15 protein-coding genes and 2 riboswitches are annotated in these 16,477 nt (G+C 63.9%); of the genes, 13 read left to right on the top strand and 2 right to left on the bottom strand.

The window, feature by feature from the left end; translation table 11 throughout:
• Positions 1-97: 97 nt before the first annotated feature.
• A riboswitch (cobalamin riboswitch) is annotated at positions 98-305 on the top strand.
• 109 nt (positions 306-414) lie between these two features.
• From APH35_RS26395 to APH35_RS26425, 7 genes are all read left to right on the top strand, one after another.
• Complete coding sequence (locus APH35_RS26395; protein WP_060515768.1) at positions 415-2,541, top strand: TonB-dependent receptor; 2,127 nt, start codon at positions 415-417, stop codon at positions 2,539-2,541.
• 141 nt (positions 2,542-2,682) lie between these two features.
• Positions 2,683-3,849: a DUF1624 domain-containing protein gene (locus APH35_RS26400; protein ID WP_060515763.1), complete on the top strand. Its 1,167-nt coding sequence runs from the start codon at positions 2,683-2,685 to the stop codon at positions 3,847-3,849.
• Positions 3,850-3,877: 28 nt separating this feature from the next.
• A riboswitch (cobalamin riboswitch) is annotated at positions 3,878-4,076 on the top strand.
• A gap of 111 nt (positions 4,077-4,187) precedes the next feature.
• Positions 4,188-5,198 carry an ABC transporter substrate-binding protein gene (locus tag APH35_RS26405; protein WP_060515764.1) on the top strand — a complete coding sequence of 337 codons (1,011 nt, stop codon included), beginning with the start codon at positions 4,188-4,190 and terminating at the stop codon, positions 5,196-5,198.
• On the top strand, positions 5,198-6,214 hold the full coding sequence (locus tag APH35_RS26410; protein WP_012271709.1) for a FecCD family ABC transporter permease: 1,017 nt from the start codon (positions 5,198-5,200) through the stop codon (positions 6,212-6,214). Before APH35_RS26405 ends, APH35_RS26410 begins: the two co-directional genes overlap by 1 nt.
• Positions 6,211-6,999 (top strand): ABC transporter ATP-binding protein, encoded by a 789-nt coding sequence (locus tag APH35_RS26415; protein WP_012271708.1) that lies wholly within the window; start codon positions 6,211-6,213, stop codon positions 6,997-6,999. Before APH35_RS26410 ends, APH35_RS26415 begins: the two co-directional genes overlap by 4 nt.
• Positions 7,000-7,016: 17 nt before the next feature.
• On the top strand, positions 7,017-7,451 hold the full coding sequence (locus tag APH35_RS26420; protein ID WP_060515765.1) for a pseudoazurin: 435 nt from the start codon (positions 7,017-7,019) through the stop codon (positions 7,449-7,451).
• A complete protein-coding gene (locus tag APH35_RS26425; RefSeq protein ID WP_060515766.1) occupies positions 7,448-8,785 on the top strand; it encodes an OprD family porin in 1,338 nt (445 codons plus the stop codon). The genes APH35_RS26420 and APH35_RS26425 overlap by 4 nt, the downstream gene beginning before the upstream one ends.
• A 46-nt stretch (positions 8,786-8,831) precedes the next feature.
• Here APH35_RS26425 and APH35_RS26430 read toward each other — a convergent pair whose 3' ends face one another.
• Both APH35_RS26430 and APH35_RS26435 read right to left on the bottom strand, forming a co-directional pair.
• Entirely contained in the window at positions 8,832-9,155 is a 324-nt protein-coding gene (locus APH35_RS26430; RefSeq protein WP_012271705.1) for a hypothetical protein, read from the bottom strand.
• A gap of 122 nt (positions 9,156-9,277) precedes the next feature.
• The gene (locus tag APH35_RS26435; protein ID WP_060492809.1) at positions 9,278-9,775 is read right to left on the bottom strand and encodes a GNAT family N-acetyltransferase; all 498 of its coding nucleotides are present in this window, start codon (positions 9,773-9,775) and stop codon (positions 9,278-9,280) included.
• A 131-nt stretch (positions 9,776-9,906) separates the two neighbouring features.
• On the opposite strand from APH35_RS26435, the gene APH35_RS26440 reads away from it, so the two are divergent.
• The 6 genes from APH35_RS26440 to APH35_RS26465 all read left to right on the top strand — a co-directional run.
• Entirely contained in the window at positions 9,907-10,386 is a 480-nt protein-coding gene (locus tag APH35_RS26440) for a hypothetical protein (protein ID WP_060515767.1), read from the top strand.
• 58 nt (positions 10,387-10,444) lie between these two features.
• On the top strand, positions 10,445-12,016 hold the full coding sequence (locus APH35_RS26445) for a sensor domain-containing diguanylate cyclase (RefSeq protein WP_012271702.1): 1,572 nt from the start codon (positions 10,445-10,447) through the stop codon (positions 12,014-12,016).
• 104 nt (positions 12,017-12,120) lie between these two features.
• Complete coding sequence (locus tag APH35_RS26450; RefSeq protein ID WP_012271701.1) at positions 12,121-12,897, top strand: ParA family protein; 777 nt, start codon at positions 12,121-12,123, stop codon at positions 12,895-12,897.
• 115 nt (positions 12,898-13,012) lie between these two features.
• Positions 13,013-13,423, top strand: coding sequence for a DUF2946 family protein (locus tag APH35_RS26455; RefSeq protein ID WP_012271700.1), 411 nt, complete (start codon positions 13,013-13,015; stop codon positions 13,421-13,423).
• A 66-nt stretch (positions 13,424-13,489) separates the two neighbouring features.
• Positions 13,490-15,640, top strand: coding sequence for a TonB-dependent receptor (locus tag APH35_RS26460; RefSeq protein WP_012271699.1), 2,151 nt, complete (start codon positions 13,490-13,492; stop codon positions 15,638-15,640).
• A gap of 153 nt (positions 15,641-15,793) precedes the next feature.
• A partial coding sequence (locus tag APH35_RS26465) for a hypothetical protein (protein WP_060515769.1) occupies positions 15,794-16,477 on the top strand: 684 nt, incomplete at its 3' end.

Consider the following 16,477-nt stretch of genomic DNA (forward strand, 5'->3'; position numbering starts at 1 on the left):
GAGGCACGGGTTTCGCGGCGCCGCGGACGCTAGCCTTTGCAGGGCTAACCCACCTCCATTGCCCAAGCAAATTTGACGCCCCCGCGTTTCAATGGTCAGATGCGCGCCAGTTTCAGGTGTCCTGCGCCGCCGCGCGCAGGGTGAAACGGGAAGCCGGTGCGTCGTGTTGCCCACGACAAGTCCGGCGCTGCCCCCGCAACGGTAAGCGAGCGAACCCTTCGAGATACCACTGTGCTCCGGCATGGGAAGGTGAAGGTTTCATGCCCCTCGCAAGCCCGGAGACCGGCCTGGAGCTTCACTTGGCAACCCGCGGTGGGCGGGCGCAGGCCGGAATCCGTGCGCGCGCCCGCCTGCATGGTTCGCCTTTGCGTGTTTTCCACCGGGATGCATTCATTCCTGCAGCAGTGGAACGACATGTCCCGTATGTTCAAGCTTCACCCCCTGGCGGCCTGCCTGGCCGTCGCCCTGCCGGCCTTGGCCGATGACCGTGCCCCGCCGCCTCTGGCCTTGCCTTCCACGGCCATCACCGACACCCTCGACAGCCACGCCATCGACCTGGCCACGCCTACCCAGGCCGGCTCGCGCCTTGGCCTGAGTGCCCTGGAAACACCCGCCAGTACCAGCAGCATCAGTGCCGAGCAGATTCAGCAGCGCAACAACCTCACCGTGCAGGATGCGGTGACCCGCTCGCCGGGCATCACCTTCGTCGGCTCCCCAGGCGACGGCGGCACCGGCCTGTCCGCCCGCGGCTTTGCCGGGCACAGTTCGGTGATGACCCTGTTCGACGGCGCGCGCCTTTACACCGGCGCCGGCACGCAAACGTTCCCTGTCGACCCGTGGATGGTCGAACGTATCGATGTGATTCGCGGCCCGGCTTCGGTACTGCATGGCGAAGGCGCCACCGGCGCGGTCGTCAACGTGATCCCGAAAAAACCGTTTGCCGGCGAAGTGCGCAACCACCTGCGTCTGGGCTACGGCTCATGGGACCGTCAGCAGCTCGGCCTGGACAGCGGCGGCAGCCTCAGCGAGCGCCTGAGCTATCGCCTTACGCTGAACCAGCAAGATGGCAATGGTTGGGTCGACCGCACCCATTCGCGCAGCCTGGCCGTTAGCGCAGCGCTGCGTTTCGATGCCAGTGACGACCTCAGCTTCACCCTCGCCCACGACCGTGGCGAGGCGCAGCCCGCCAACTACTACGGCACGCCGCTGATCGACGGCCACTATCGCAGTAGCCTGCGCAACAAGAACTACAACGTACAGAATGACGTGCAGCGTTATGACGACGAGTGGACCCGCCTGACCACCGATTGGACGCTGAACGACCACCTCAGCGCCAGCAACCAGCTGTACTACATCAAGAGCCGCCGCCACTGGCGCAACGCCGAAGACTACAGCTGGGACGCCGAGCGTCAGCAGTTGCTGCGCGGCAGCTACCTGGAGATCAAGCACAACCAGGAACAGTTCGGCGACCGCCAGACCTTCACCTTCGACCACACCCTGTTCGGCCTGGCCAGCAAGACCGTGGTCGGGGCCGAGTACAACAAGGTGCGCTTCAACGTCGACAGCAATTCACCCTACAACGATGTCGGCGGCGACTACATCGACCCATGGCAACCGCAGCCCGGCGGGTTCCACAGTGCCTCGCCGCTGCGACCGCAAACCTTGTCCACCACCCATACCTTTGCCCTGTTCGCCGAGAACCGCCTGCAGCTCAGCGACCGGCTGTCGCTGGTAACCGGCGTGCGCCGCGACCAGAACCACATCGACCGCGACAACCTGACCAACGACAGCCGCAGTGACCGCAGCCTGCAAGGTGGCAACTGGCGCGCTGGGCTGGTGTTCGCGGTCACTGACGACCTGTCACTGTATGGCCAGTACTCCACCAGCGAGGAAGGGGTCAACAACCTCATCAGCCTCAGCCCCACCCAGATGCACTATGACTTGACCGAAGCGAAGCAGACTGAGGTAGGCCTGAAGCAGCGCTTCTGGGAAGGCCGTGGCGAATGGACACTGGCCGCCTACCACATCGTCAAGAAGAAGCTGCTGGTAGACGACCCGATCACCCACGAGAAGCAACAGGCTGGCCAGCAGACCTCCGATGGCCTCGAAGCGACCTTGGAACTGGCGCTGGCGCACCAATGGCAGGTGTCTGCCAACGCATCGCTGGTGCGCGCAAGGTATGACGACTTCGACGAGATGGTCGGCGGCGTGGCGCAGGACCGTGCCGGCAACCGGCCGGCAAACGTGCCACGGCGTACCGCCAACCTGTGGTTGAGCAAAGGTTTCGGCCAACAGGTGGAAGCCGGCATTGGCGCGCGCTATGTGGATGAGCGTTATGCCGACACCGCCAATACCCAAAGCGCCCCCGGCTACACCGTGGTCGATGCCAACATCGCCTGGCAGGTGTTGCCTGATGTACGGCTGGGGTTGCAGTTGAACAACCTGTTCGATCGCGAGTATGTGCAGTCGGCGTTCAGCGGGCAGCAGTGGTTGATGGGGATGCCGCGCTCGTATTTTGCGACGGTGGATTACACCTTCTGACCTGAGTTGCCTGAACCGGCCTCTTCGCGGGCGCGCCCGCGAAGAGGCCTGCACAGGCAACACAAAAACCTCTACCAGCCTCCAATAAATTAGTTATAAGATAACGTTTCATATGGCACTCATTCCTATCAGCGACCCTCCATGACAAGCGCCAGCGCCACGCCCACCTTGATCACCCAGCGCCTGCAGAGCATCGATGCCCTGCGCGGCCTGGTAATCCTGTTCATGCTCCTGGACCATGTCCGCGAGACCTTTTTCCTGCACCGCCAGGTCAGCGACCCCATGGCCATCGACAGCACCGAGCCTGCGCTGTTCGTCAGCCGCACACTGGCCCACCTCTGCGCACCGGTGTTCGTCCTGCTGACCGGCCTGTCGGCCTGGCTGTACGGCGAGAAGCATCAGGGCCGTAGCGATGTCTCGGCATTCCTGTTCAAGCGCGGGCTGTTCCTGGTGCTGCTGGAGTTCACCCTGGTCAACTTCGCCTGGACCTTCCAGTTGCCGCCCAGCGTGATCTATCTGCAAGTGATCTGGGCCATCGGCGTCAGCATGATCGCCTTGTCCCTGCTGGTGTGGCTGCCACGCGCCGCACTGCTCACCCTGGGCGCCATCATCGTCGCCGGCCACAACCTGCTCGACGGCCTGCACTTTGGCGTGGGGTCAGCCCTGCACGTGCCCTGGGCAATCCTGCACGACCGCGGCTGGCTTGAATGGTCGGAAAACCTGCGCCTGCGCACGTCGTATCCGGTGCTGCCGTGGATCGGCGTCATTGCCCTGGGTTATGGCCTGGGCCCCTGGTTCGCGCGCGGCAGCGAGGCCGGACAACGCCAGCAACGCCTGCTGACGGCCGGGTTGCTCGCACTCCTGGGCTTTGTCCTGCTGCGCATGTTCAACGGCTATGGTGAGGCGCCGTGGAGCGGTTACCCCACCTTCACGCAAACGTTGATGAGCTTCTTCAACATCACCAAATACCCACCGTCGCTACTGTTCCTGGCCCTGACCCTGGGCTGCGGCCTTGTGTTGCTGCGCGCCTTCGAGCGGGCCGGCCAGGCGCGCTGGATCAGTGCCCTGGCGGTGTTCGGTGCGGCCCCGATGTTCTTCTACCTGCTGCACCTGTATGTGCTGAAGCTGCTGTACCTGGCCAGCGTGGCGCTGTTGGGCCTCAACCAGGGCGACTACTTCGGCTTCGAGAGCATTGCAGCGGTGTGGCTGAGCGCGGTGCTGTTGGCGGCTTCGCTGTACCTGCCAGTACGCGGGTTCGCCCAACTGAAGCAGCGGCGCCGCGACATCGCCTGGCTGAAGTACTTCTGAAAAGCGTTTTCACCCGGCGGCGCGATGGTCTACCATGCGGGCCGCCGGTTTCCACCACGGAACTAATAGGGAATCCCAGGCCCGCCAATACGGGCCAAACGGAACTGCCCCCGCAACTGTAGGTGCCGAGCCTGCTCCATCGATGCCACTGGGCCAGACCGCCCGGGAAGGCCGGAGCCGGGCCATGACGCACCAGTCAGGAGACCTGCCGGCCTACATTCACCAACCGGCGGGGTGTCCGGGATTGGCCATCAGTGTTGCCCCTGCCACCGGCAGGGGCTCGGCGATGCCTGTCCGCGCGTTCCTCACCCGAACTGTCCGATAGGAGATCGCCCAGCATGCTGCCCCGTTTCGTCACCCTGCTCGCCGGCCTAGGCCTTACCGGCCTGGCCCAGGCCGCGGCCACCCACTACCCGCTGACGCTCGACAACTGCGGCAAGCCGCAGACGTTCGCCCAGGCGCCACAGCGCGCCGTCACCATCGGCCAGGCCGGTACCGAGATGCTCTATGCACTGGGGCTGGGCGACAAGCTGGCGGGCACCTCGCTGTGGTTCAACAACGTGCTGCCCGAGTACCAGGCAGTGAACGCCAAGGTGCCGCGCCTGGCCGACAACGACCCCAGCTTCGAAGCCGTGGTCGGCAAGCGCCCGCAATTGGTGGCGGTGCAGTTCGAATGGATGGTCGGTGCCCAGGGCGTGGTCGGCACCCGCGAACAGTTCGATGAACTGAAGATCCCCACCTACCTGCTGCCGTCGGACTGCGAAGGCAAGGACAACCTGGTCGGCGCCGACGGCACCCGTCTGCAGGCGTTCCAGGTCAGCAGCATCTACAAGAGCATCAGCCAGCTGGCCGAGATCTTCAATGTGCAGGACCGCGGCAATGCTCTGAATGCCGAGCTCAAAGGCCGCCTGGACAGTGCCAAGGCGCAACTGGCCGGCAAGGACCTGTCGGCCACCTCGGCATTGTTCTGGTTCTCCAGCGCCGACCTCGACATCGACCCTTATGTGGCCGGCCGCCAGGGCGTCGCCGACTTCATGCTGCGCACCCTGGGTGTGCGCAACGTGGTCGAGTCCAGCGAAGAATGGCCGACCGTAGGCTGGGAAACCCTGGCCAAGGCCAACCCCACCTGGCTGATCATCGCCCGCATGGACCGCCGCCGCTTCCCCGCCGACGACTACCAGAAAAAGCTCGAATTCCTGCGCAGCGACCCGGTAACCCGCAACATGGATGCGGTGAAGCACGATCGCATCATCATTCTTGACGCCGACGCCATGCAAGCCGGCATCCGCCTGTTCCGCGGCGTGCAGACGCTAGCCACAGCCTTCGCCAGCGGTAAAGCAGCCCAGTGATGATGCGCCTGTTACCCTGCATCGTGGTTGCCCTGGCAGCCCTGTTGGCCGCCCTGCTGGCCGGTACCGCCATCGGCGAAACCAGCCTGTCGCCCAGCGTGGTCGGCCAGGTGCTGGCCAACCACCTGTGGCAGGCCGGCTACCCGGTCGACCCGATCGACGCCGGCATCGTCTGGAACTACCGCCTGACCCGTACCCTGGTCGCAGCCGCGTGCGGCGCCGGGCTGGCAACCTGCGGCGTGATTCTCCAGGCGCTGTTGCGCAACCCCCTGGCCGAGCCGTACCTGCTCGGGCTATCTGCCGGTGCCTCGACCGGCGCGGTGCTGGTCGGCCTGCTGGGCCTGGGTAGCCTGGCATTGAGCATGTCCGCCGGGGCCTTCATCGGCGCCGGGGCCGCATTCGCCCTGGTGCTGCTGCTGGCCCGCGCGGCCGGCCCCAGCAGCAACAACGCTCAGGTGATCCTTGCCGGTATCGCTGGCTCGCAACTGTTCAATGCCCTGACCGCCTTCCTGATCACCAAGTCGGCCACCGCCGAGCAGGCGCGCGGTATCCTGTTCTGGCTGCTGGGCAACCTCAGCGGCGTGCGCTGGCCTTCGGTGTGGCTGGCTGTGCCGGTGGCGCTGTTCGGCTTGCTGGTGTGCCTGTGGCATCGCCGTGCGCTGGACGCCTTCACGTTTGGTGCCGATTCGGCAGCCTCGCTGGGCATTCCGGTGCGGCGTACCCAGTTGTTGCTGATCAGTTGTGCAGCGCTGGTCACGGCGGTGATGGTGTCCATTGTCGGTGCCATCGGTTTTGTCGGGCTGGTAATACCCCACGCCCTGCGTCTGCTGCTAGGCCCCGGGCACAGCCGCCTGCTGCCTGCCAGCGCGCTGGGTGGCGCACTGTTCCTGATTGCTGCAGACATCCTCTCACGCACGCTGATCACCGGCCAGGTGATCCCGGTAGGTGTGGTTACCGCGCTGATCGGCGCGCCAGTTTTCGCGCTGATTCTGGTCAGCCGCCGGGGGCGCCCATGACCCTCCTGGCTGCTGTACAAGTGCACCCACTGAGTTGCCAGGGGCTGGGGCTGCAACTGGCCGGCAATGCCGTACTCAGCGGTATCGACCTTGGCGTTGTCGCTGGTGAAACCCTGGGTATCGTCGGCCCCAACGGCTCGGGCAAATCCTCGCTACTGAAGTTGCTGGCAGGGCTGCGCAAACCCACCTGCGGCAACGTACAGCTGATGGGCGAACCGCTGGCGCAGATGCCTCGCCGCCATGTAGCCCAGGCCTTGGCGTTGGTCGAACAACAGGCCGACACCCTCGATGCGATCAGCGTGTTCGACGCGGTTGCCTTGGGCCGCACGCCCTGGCTCTCGGCCCTGGCGCCGTTCTCCCGGCAGGACCGCGACATCGTCGAGCAAGCGTTGGCCGACCTTGATGCCTTGCACCTGCGTACGCGCCTGTGGGGCTCGCTGTCCGGTGGCGAGCGCCAGCGTGTGCACATCGCCCGCGCCTTGGCCCAACGCCCGCAGGTACTGCTGCTGGACGAACCGACCAACCACCTGGACATCCAGCATCAGCTAAGCCTGCTGCAGCAAGTGCAGGCCCTGCCGGTAACCACCCTGGTGGCTTTGCACGACCTCAACCAGGCGCTCACCTGTGACCGTGTGGCGGTACTCGACAAGGGCCGCCTGGTCGCCCTTGGCAAACCACTCGACGTACTCACCCCCGAGCGCCTGCTGAGTACCTTCGGCGTCCACGCCCACTACCTTACCGACCCTTACGACGGCGCGCGCATTCTGCGCTTTCGCGCCCCCTGAACCCGGAAGTTCTGCCCATGCTGTTTCGCCCTGTCGCCCTGCTGCTTGCCAGCGCCCTGCTTGCCCCGGCCGTGCTGGCCGAAGTGCATGAAGTAAAAATGCTCAACCGCGGCAGCGACGGCGCCATGGTCTACGAACCGGACCACTTGCACATTGCCCCCGGCGACAGCGTGCGCTTTCTGCCCACACAAAGCGGGCACAATGCCGCCAGCGTGGCGGGCCTGCTGCCCGCCGGTGCCGAGCCGTTCAAGAGCAAACTGAACCAGGTGTTCGAGCAAACCTTCAGCGTGCCTGGTGTGTACGGTATTCAGTGCATTCCCCACCTGGCCATGGGCATGGTGATGGTGATCCAGGTAGGTGATGCGCCCGCAGCGGCGTTGCCGGCGAACTTGCCGGCACGGGCCAAAGCCCGCTTCGCCGCACAACTGCAAAAGCTCGAGGCCGGGCAATGAACCGGTTATTGCTGGCACTGCCGCTACTGGGCCTGGCCCCGCTCGCCCTGGCCGACACTGCCCAGTCGCAGAGTAATGGTTTTCTCGCGGACAGCAGCTGGAACCTGCTCAACCGCAGCGTTTTCGACCAGCGCGACTACAAGCACGGTGGGCGCAACAGCGCAGCGCGCAATGCCTACAAACCGCGCAACGAGCGTAATGGCAAGGCCGAGGAATGGGCCTATGGTTTGATGGGTACCTTCCAGTCCGGGTTCACCCAAGGCCTGATCGGTGTCGGGGTCGATGCCCATGCCTACCTGGGCGTGCAACTCGACAGCGGTGGCGGGCGGGCGGGCAAGGCGCGCTTGCTCGGGGTCGATAACGACGGGCATCCTAAAAACGAGTACAGCCGCGCAGGTGCGGCACTGAAACTGCGCGTGTCCGATACGGTGCTATCTTACGGTGAGCAACGGGTCAAGACGCCGGTGTTCAGTTCCTCCGACAGTCGCCTGCTGCCCGAGACTGCCACGGGCTTCTTTCTCACCAGCAATGAAGTCGACAACCTCAAGCTGGTAGCCGGGCACTTCAACGAAAGCACCGACCGCAACGCTTCCAGCCACGATCAGGGCTTTGTGGTGAACTACTCCAACGGCCGCCAGGGCAACAGCTTCGACCTGGCCGGTGCCGTGTGGAACCCCGGCGCCGCCTTCAGCGCCAGCCTGTACACCTCACGTTACGAGGACAGCTGGAACCAGCACTACCTGGGCAGTACCCTCAGCCACGCCCTGGATGACCAGCGCAGCATCAGCCTGGACCTCAACCTGTATCGCACCACCGACACCGGCAAAGCGCTGTCCGGGCGCATCGACAACACCACCTGGAGCCTGCTCTCGCGCTACAACCAGGGCCCACACAGCTTCAGCCTGGGCTGGCAGCAAGTGGACGGCAACACGCCCTTCGACTACGTGACGCGCGGCGCGATTTTCATCGCCAACGCTGTGCAGATGTCGGACTTCAACGCACCGAACGAGAAGTCATGGCAGGCGCGCTACGACCTGAACATGGGCGCCTACGGCGTGCCGGGGTTGAACCTGGTGGCGTTGTATGTGCGTGGCTTCGATATCGATGGCACACACGTCGACCCCAATGGCGGGTATGCGTACTTGGGGTATGGCAAGGGTGGCAAGCATTGGGAGCGCGACCTGGAAGCGCGTTACGTGGTGCAGAGTGGCAAGGCCAAAGGCACGACGTTCTCGGTCAGGCATAACGTGCACCGGGGGAACACGGCGCAGGCGGAGCTGGATGGCGACCAGATACGGCTGGCGGTGGAATGGCCGTTGTCAGGCGGGTTCTGATGCAATGCGTCGCCTGAGTGGGGCTGCTGCGCAGCCCCTGGGTTTTTCAGGCAACTGAATTACCAGCAGGCAGCAACCCCCACTGGGCCCTCTCCTGTGCGCTCATCGCCGCCAGCACCTCGTCAAACGTGCGCTCCACCTCCGAACTGACATTGCCAAACGCCCGATAATTCGTCAGCAAATAGCGCTTCACCGCCCTGGGCCAACGCCGTTCCTTGTGTGCAGCATTGATGATGCCTTTGGCATCATGCCGCGTCGCCCCGCGCCACAGGTCCATCAACCTGCTCTCGAAATCACCGAAGGTCCACAGGTCTGTGCGGTCTTCGAACTCGTCCAGCAGTTTGAGTTTGTACAGGGCCATGTGCGCCATTGTGAATCTCCCTTGGGTGCTGTTAAAAAGCCATACACGAGGGAAGGTTAGCAAGCCAGGTAGATTTTGAAATGAACGCGTCGATCACACCCAAAGCACCGTCGTAGGGGCTTTCCTACAGGTCAGCGTAATCGCAATTGCATGTGTGTGGTTTGCCAGACCGGGTCCTTCTCCACATCAACCACCGCAAACCCTTGTCGCTCCCAGAATGCAATCGCACCCGGCAGAAACGGATGAGTATGCAGGTACAGGAGGTCGATACCCGCCAGCATCGCCCGCTCGCGCAATGCGCAGAACAGGGCCGCAGCCAGGCCATGCCTGCGGTACCCCGGCAACACGAACAGGCGCACCACCTCGACGACCCGTACTGCGTGGTAATCAAACTGGGTAAAGCGATGATCATAGGGCAGGTAACCGATCACCGCGACCAGCCGCCCAGCATCACGGGCTTCCAGGAAACAGCCCGCGCCGTCCAGGTATGTTTCAGCAAAATGCGCCAGGTCACGCGGCAATGGCGCGTTGGCGAGCATCGGAAACAGCTCGCGGCGGGCGCTGTCGACAAACGCCAGCACTTCGGCAATGGCGTCTCGCGCCACGGGTTGCAGGGTCCAGTTCGGCATCGGGTTACTGCCCATGATCGGGAGGGCAAGGTTCTACCCCAGCGCGCCGCACAAGGCAAATCACAGGGCTCGTCGTGGCCAGGCGGACATCGGTATAATCAGCGGTCTTCACTGCCCAACCAGGCCATGCCATGTCGCGCTTCCAGAAGTTGCTGTTGCCCCTGTTGCTGACTGCCGCACTCACCGCCTGCGACCAGAAACCCTCCCGTGAAGAACAGATCCTTGCCCAGCTACCGCTGCAGGACGCCTACACACGCAACATCGAGCGCATGGCCGCACTGCTGGGCCGCACTCACCCACAGCTGTCGCAGGCGAGCATTCAGGACGTACTGCGCAAGCACCTCACCGTCGAGGACCAGCGCCAGGACCTGTTCCGCCTGTACAGCGAAAGGAACTTCAGCGACGCCGAGTTCGCCACCATCGTCGCCGCCACCCAGGACCCGGCCAAGGCCCGTGCCCTGGAAGACACCGAAGCCGGCAAACGCCTAAGCGAAAAACTCACCACCCTGATGCGTGAAACCGCCCAAGATGCAAACGTTCAGGCCTTGGTCGAACAGCGCATGCAGCAGGTGGAGGACGAACTCGACGCACTGGACAAGGCAGGTTCTTGACCGCGGCGCGCCAGGCCACTCCCGTTCAGTAGCCCTTTTCGATCACCCGAGGTCAGGATTGCCACACGCCAAGCATGGATTGCGCCTGGATTTACGTACACTCATTCTGGTGCTCTGCGCCCTTACCGCAGTGGTCATGCTGTGCGCCAGCTACTTCGCCAGCTACCGAGTGCAGCGCCAACTGCTGATCGACAACGCGCTGGAAGCCAACCGGGTGTATGCGACAAAGCTGGCCAGCATCACCGAAACCTTCATCGGCAACGCCCTGCAGCAACTGGCGTTCAGCGCCAGCCTGCAGGGCCGTCAGCTGAGCGATGGTGCTGCGCTGCAGGTGGAAACCGAGCGTGTGCTGGGCCAGAGCATGGCCTTCAACTCCACCTTCGTGATCGACGCCAACGGCGTGCTGTTGGCAGTATCCCCAGCCCCGCTGCGCCACCTGGTCGGCACCCACGTGCAGTCGCCCGGTGCCCAGGAAGCCTTGCACGAACGCCGTCCACTGGTTTCCACGCCCTACCTGTCGGCGGCCGACAACCTGGTGGTGGCGCTCTCGCAACCCATTTTCGACAGCAACGGCCGCTACCTGGGCTATGTGGGCGGCAGCCTGTACCTGCGTGAGCGCAATATCCTCAACAGCCTGCTGGGCGAGCACTTCTACAAGGACGGTTCTTACCTGTACGTAGTCGATCGCAACCGCCGCCTGCTGTACCACCCCAACAGCGAACGGGTAGGCACCGTGGTGGAGGGCAACGCGCTGGTAGACCAGTTGGCGACACTGGACAGCGGTACTCGGCAACTGACCAACAGCCTGGGCGTGGAAATGCTCGCCGGCTTCGCCACCGTACCCAGCGCCGGCTGGGGCGTGGTCGCGCAGCAGCCCTTGGCGCAGACGGTGACGCCACTGAGCCACCTGGTGCTGAACGTCGTCGGCACTTCGGCACCCTTGGCGCTGGTTGGCAGCCTGCTGCTGTGGTGGTTGGCCATGACCATCGCCCGGCCGCTGTGGCAACTGGCCGCGGGTGCCCGCTCGATGGACCGCGCCGGCACCGCCGAACATTTGCATCAGGTGCGGGCCTGGTACTTCGAGGCAGCAGAACTCAAGCGCGCGTTGCTGTTCGGCTTGAACTTGCTGCAAGAGCGGATTGGCCGGCTCAATCGTGACGCCCAGACCGACCCGCTGACGGGCCTGGGCAACCGCCGCAGCCTGGAGTTCAGCCTGTCGCTGCTGGAAGCCGAAGGAAGAGCATTTGCGGCCATCGAGCTGGATATCGATCACTTCAAGCGGGTCAACGACAACCATGGGCATGAGGTGGGTGATCAGGTGCTGCGCCGGCTGGCGGAATTGATGCGCCGTTGTTGCCGCGAAGGTGACCTGCTTTGCCGCACCGGGGGCGAAGAATTCCTGATGCTGCTGCCAGGGGCCAGCCTGGAAGTGGCGGCGGCGGTGGCCGAACGGCTGCGGGTGACAGTGCAGGACACGCCTGTGGAGCCCGTGGGGGCAGTGACGATTTCGCTGGGGGTGGCGCGCTGGGATGGTGATGCGGGCAGCAAGCCTATGGAAGCTTTGGGCCTGGCTGACCGGGCGCTGTACCAGGCCAAGCAGCAAGGTCGCAACCGGGTGGCCATCGCCTGAGCCCCCTGATTGTGAGCTTGTAACAATCTTTGTCATAAAACTGCAGTGTTTCAGTCATAGGATTGACCCCAACCTGACATTTACACTTCATGGATGAGCGTCTCATGCGTCGTGTGGTTTTCAATCAGAAAGGTGGCGTGGGCAAATCCAGCATTGCCTGCAACCTCGCCGCAGCCAGTGCCGCCGAGGGCTATCGGACCCTGCTGGTCGACCTCGACCCGCAGGCCAATGCCACTTACTACCTGACCGGCTTGGTCAATGACGCCATACCTGCCGGCATCGCCGATTTCTTCCGCCAAACCTTGTCGCCGGTTACCGCCGCTGGCAAGAAGCACCGCGTGGCGATCACCGAAACCCGCTACAGCAACCTGCACCTGGTCACCGCCAGCCCTGACCTCAGCGATCTGCAGAGCAAGCTGGAGAGCAAGTTCAAGATCAACAAGCTGCGCAAACTGCTGGTGGAACTGGGCGAGGACTACGAGCGGATCTACATCGACACCCCGCCGGCGCTGAATTTCTACACCTTCAGCGCGCTGGTGGCGGCCGAGCGCTTGTTGATCCCGTTCGACTGCGACAGCTTTTCGCGCCAGGCCCTGCACTGCGTCATGGCCGAGGTCGAGGAGCTGCGCCAGGACCACAACCCGGCACTGCAGGTGGAAGGTGTAGTGGTGAACCAGTTCGCCGGGCGCACCGCGCTGCACCAGACCCTGGTCGAGCAGTTGCGCAACGAAGGCCTGCCGGTGCTGCCGGTGTACTTGAGCAGCTCGATCAAGATGCGGGAGTCGCACCAGGCGTCGGTGCCGTTGGTACATCTGGCGCCACGGCACAAGCTGGCGATGGAGTTTGTCGACTTACTGGATGCGCTGGAGCGGGCGGCCTGACAGGTCTTGGGGGGGCGCTTTGCGCCCCTGTCGCGACAAAAGGCCGCTCCTACAAGCGATCGTGCTGCAGCAAAAGCACTACCCGACCGTTCATCCGAATGGTAGATTCGCCGCCATGAAAACCACCCGGCACACTCGCACGCTGACTGCCTGGGCGCTCTATGCCAGCGTCCTGTTCAGCCTGTTGCTGTGCGGTTTGCACCATGGGCAGATGGGCGGCCTGCGCCTGGCCGGCCTGGAAGGTGGTTTCTGCTCCGTCAACAGCGAGCATGGCGTGGCCATCGACCTGGACGGCGCCGGCGGCGACCAGCACATGGCTCAGCTCGACTGCCCGGTGTGCTCATCGTTCGGCCTGGCGGTACCGCTCAGCAGTGGTGGCTGGTCATTCACCCCGGCGCAAGCCGTGGCCACCTCGCCCATCGTGGTGCGCAGCTGGGCACAACCGCCACCGCGCTATCAACGCCCCGCCCTCAACCCCCGCGCCTCCCCTGCCGTCTTCCCCGCAGCCTCACTTCATTTCGCCTGACTTCAGCCGGGCGCGCCTGTGCGCGCTCGCCGTCAGCCATGAACCTTGCGTGGAAGACACACAAACATGCTTCGCAATACCTCCCTGCTGCTCATCATGGGCACCTGCAGCGTTGCCTGGGCCGACAGCGCCCCTGTAGAACTTGGCGCCACCACCATCGACGGCGAACGCGACGCCGCCAGCGGCGTGCAACTGGACGAGCCGATCCGCACCGGCTCGCGCCTGGGCCTCACCGCGCGAGAAACGCCCGCCTCGGTCAGCGTCTCGGACCGCCGCCTGATCGAAGAACGCGGCGCCAAGGACAGCCAGGACGTGATCAACGCCATGACCGGTGTAAACGCTTCGGCCAACCCTGGCTTTGGCGGCTTCGTCGCCTACCGCGGCTTCACCCAGAACCAGGTCACCCAGTTGTACAATGGCATCAACCTGGGCTACAGCAGCGCCACTCGCCCGGTGGATGCCTGGGTGCTCGACCGCGTCGAGCTGATTGGCGGGCCGTCTTCGTTCCTGCATGGCGCGGGGGCGGTGGGCGGCTCGATCAACTACATCACCAAGCTCGCCAGCCGCGACCAGCAGATCATTGACGGGCGTATTCGCTACGGTAGCTTCGACGACAGCGAAGTGGCCTTCGGCATCAACCAGGCGCTGGCCAGCAACCCCGCCGATGCCCGGCATTTCATGCGCCTGGACTTCAGCCGCGGGCATGGCAACGGTTATGTCGACCGCAACGAACGGCACACCGACAGCCTGGCCTTTTCGCTGCTCAGCGACCTGACGCCCAACCTCACCCACACCTTGGCGCTGGAATACCAGGAAGACCGCGAAGACAGCCCGTACTGGGGCTCGCCGATTTTGCCGGGGCGCAGCACGATGAAAATCGACAACAGCCGCCGCTTCGAAAACTACAACGTTGGCGATGGCCGCTATGAGCAGCGGGTGCGCTGGCTGCGTTCGATCCTCGACTACCAGATCAGCGACAGCACCAGCGTGCAGAACACGCTGTACCACTACAACGCCCAGCGCGATTACCGCAACCTCGAACGTTACACCTACACCCGCGATGGCAAGGTGCAGCGCAGCAGCCCCTACTTGCAGCGCCACGACCAGAACCTGTTGGGCGACCGCATCGAGCTGCGCCATGACAACCAGCTGTTCGGCCTGGCCAGCCAGTGGTCGCTGGGGCTGGAGTACTCGCGCATGCGCCAGACCCTCTACCCCACCTCCAGCAGCTGGAGTGACGTGGTCGATGCCGAGCACTTCGACCCCGGCAGCTTCGATGACATCCCTGGTGTGAATGCCGGCCTGACCAAGCAACGCCGCCACGAGGTCATCAACCGCGCGGTTTTCGCCGAAAACCGCTTGCAGCTGACTGAGCGCCTGGCCCTGCTGACCGCCCTGCGTTACGACTACCTGGATATGGACGTCACCAACTACGGCGCAGTGACGCCAACTTCGCCGGCCTACTTCGAGCGGCGCTGGGAGCCGCTGTCCGGGCGCATCGGCCTGACCTATGCGCTGACGCCTTCGGCCAGCGTGTACGTACAGTACAGCTCTTCCGCCGACTTGCCGGCCGGCTCGCTGGCAGCGGCGACCTACTCCAATGTCGGCCTTTTCGACTTGTCCAAGGGCGAGCAATGGGAAGTGGGCAGCAAGTTCGACTTCCTCGATGGGCGCGGTGCCGCGACGCTGGCGCTGTACCAGATCGTGCGCAAGGACTTTGCCGTCCGCGACTCCAACGACGCCAACCTCACGGTCCAGGCCGGGCAGCAGACCTCACGCGGTATCGAGCTGTCCGGGCGGTTGCAGGTGACACCGAAACTGCTGGCCGAGGCCAACTATGCCTATGTCGATGCACAGTACGATGAGTTCAACGAGGCGGTGAACGGCGTATCGGTGTCGCGCAAAGGCAATGCACCGACCAACGTGCCGGCCAATGTCGCCAACCTGTGGCTGACCTACAGCCTGTCGTCGGCGTGGTCGGTGGGCGCGGACGGGCGCTATGTGGGCTCGGTGTATGCCGACAATGCCAACAGCCTCAAGGCCCCGGCCTACACCCTGTTTGGCGCGTTCGCCCGCTACCGGCTGGATGAGCACACTACGCTGACCGGGCGGGTGCGCAACCTGACCGACGAGGTGTATGCCAAGCAGGCCTACAACAGCCAGTACTACATGGGGCCGCCGCGCACCTTCGAACTGGCACTGGACATGCGCTTCTGATGCACAGGGCGGTATCGGCCATCGCGCCGATACCGCAAAACCATACATTTCCTACACACAAACCACACAAAGCCCTCAAGCATTTCGAGTGATAATATTGGTTCTCATTACCGCCGGCATGAACGCCGGCTCTATCACATCAAGGAAGTTTCTGTGCTCAGACCGTTGTCTCCGGCAATCGTGGCAGCTGCACTCATCGCCTTGGCGGGTTGCCAGAACCGCCCTGCCTCCGAGGAGGACAAACAGGCGCGCAAGGCATTCGTCAGCGACATGCAACACGTACTGAAGCTGGGCATCGCCACAGCAGATACAGGCAAGCAGGTTGGCGTGGTGATGCTGAATGTCAAACTCGACCAGCACTCCGCCCCCATCAGTTGCAAAACCAGTAAAGCACCGATGAAGTACGAAAGAGCATTACCGGCCGACCTGGTCCGCTCAGACTTCAACGCATTGGCCAACATGGTCGAGGCGCAATGCTGGAAGACCATCTACCCCGTGGTGCCCAAGTCGATGCGCGACGAGGACGGCACGACGGAAATACGAGCGCCGCTGTTCGTGGATCTGCCCGCTGCCGCCCAGGCACTGGATACCCCACGGCGCCAGGCCAATGCACAACGTGAGTTCTTCTGGCAGCACCTGTTGCGCGACCAGCCGGTAAACAGCATCGGCCGGGCCTCGCTCTATTACGAGGCGAATGCGCAGGGCAAGGTCCAAGGCTGCCTGGTACAAATCTATCCCCACCCGAACCGGCCGGATGACTTTCGTCTCGATGGCAGGCTGCAAGCCGAACTCACCAGCCGCTGCATGGCGCTTGACCTGAGCAGCCTGCCGGGCTTC

Origin of the sequence: Pseudomonas sp. NBRC 111132, assembly GCF_001320565.1 — a bacterium.
Lineage (GTDB): Bacteria > Pseudomonadota > Gammaproteobacteria > Pseudomonadales > Pseudomonadaceae > Aquipseudomonas > Aquipseudomonas putida_P.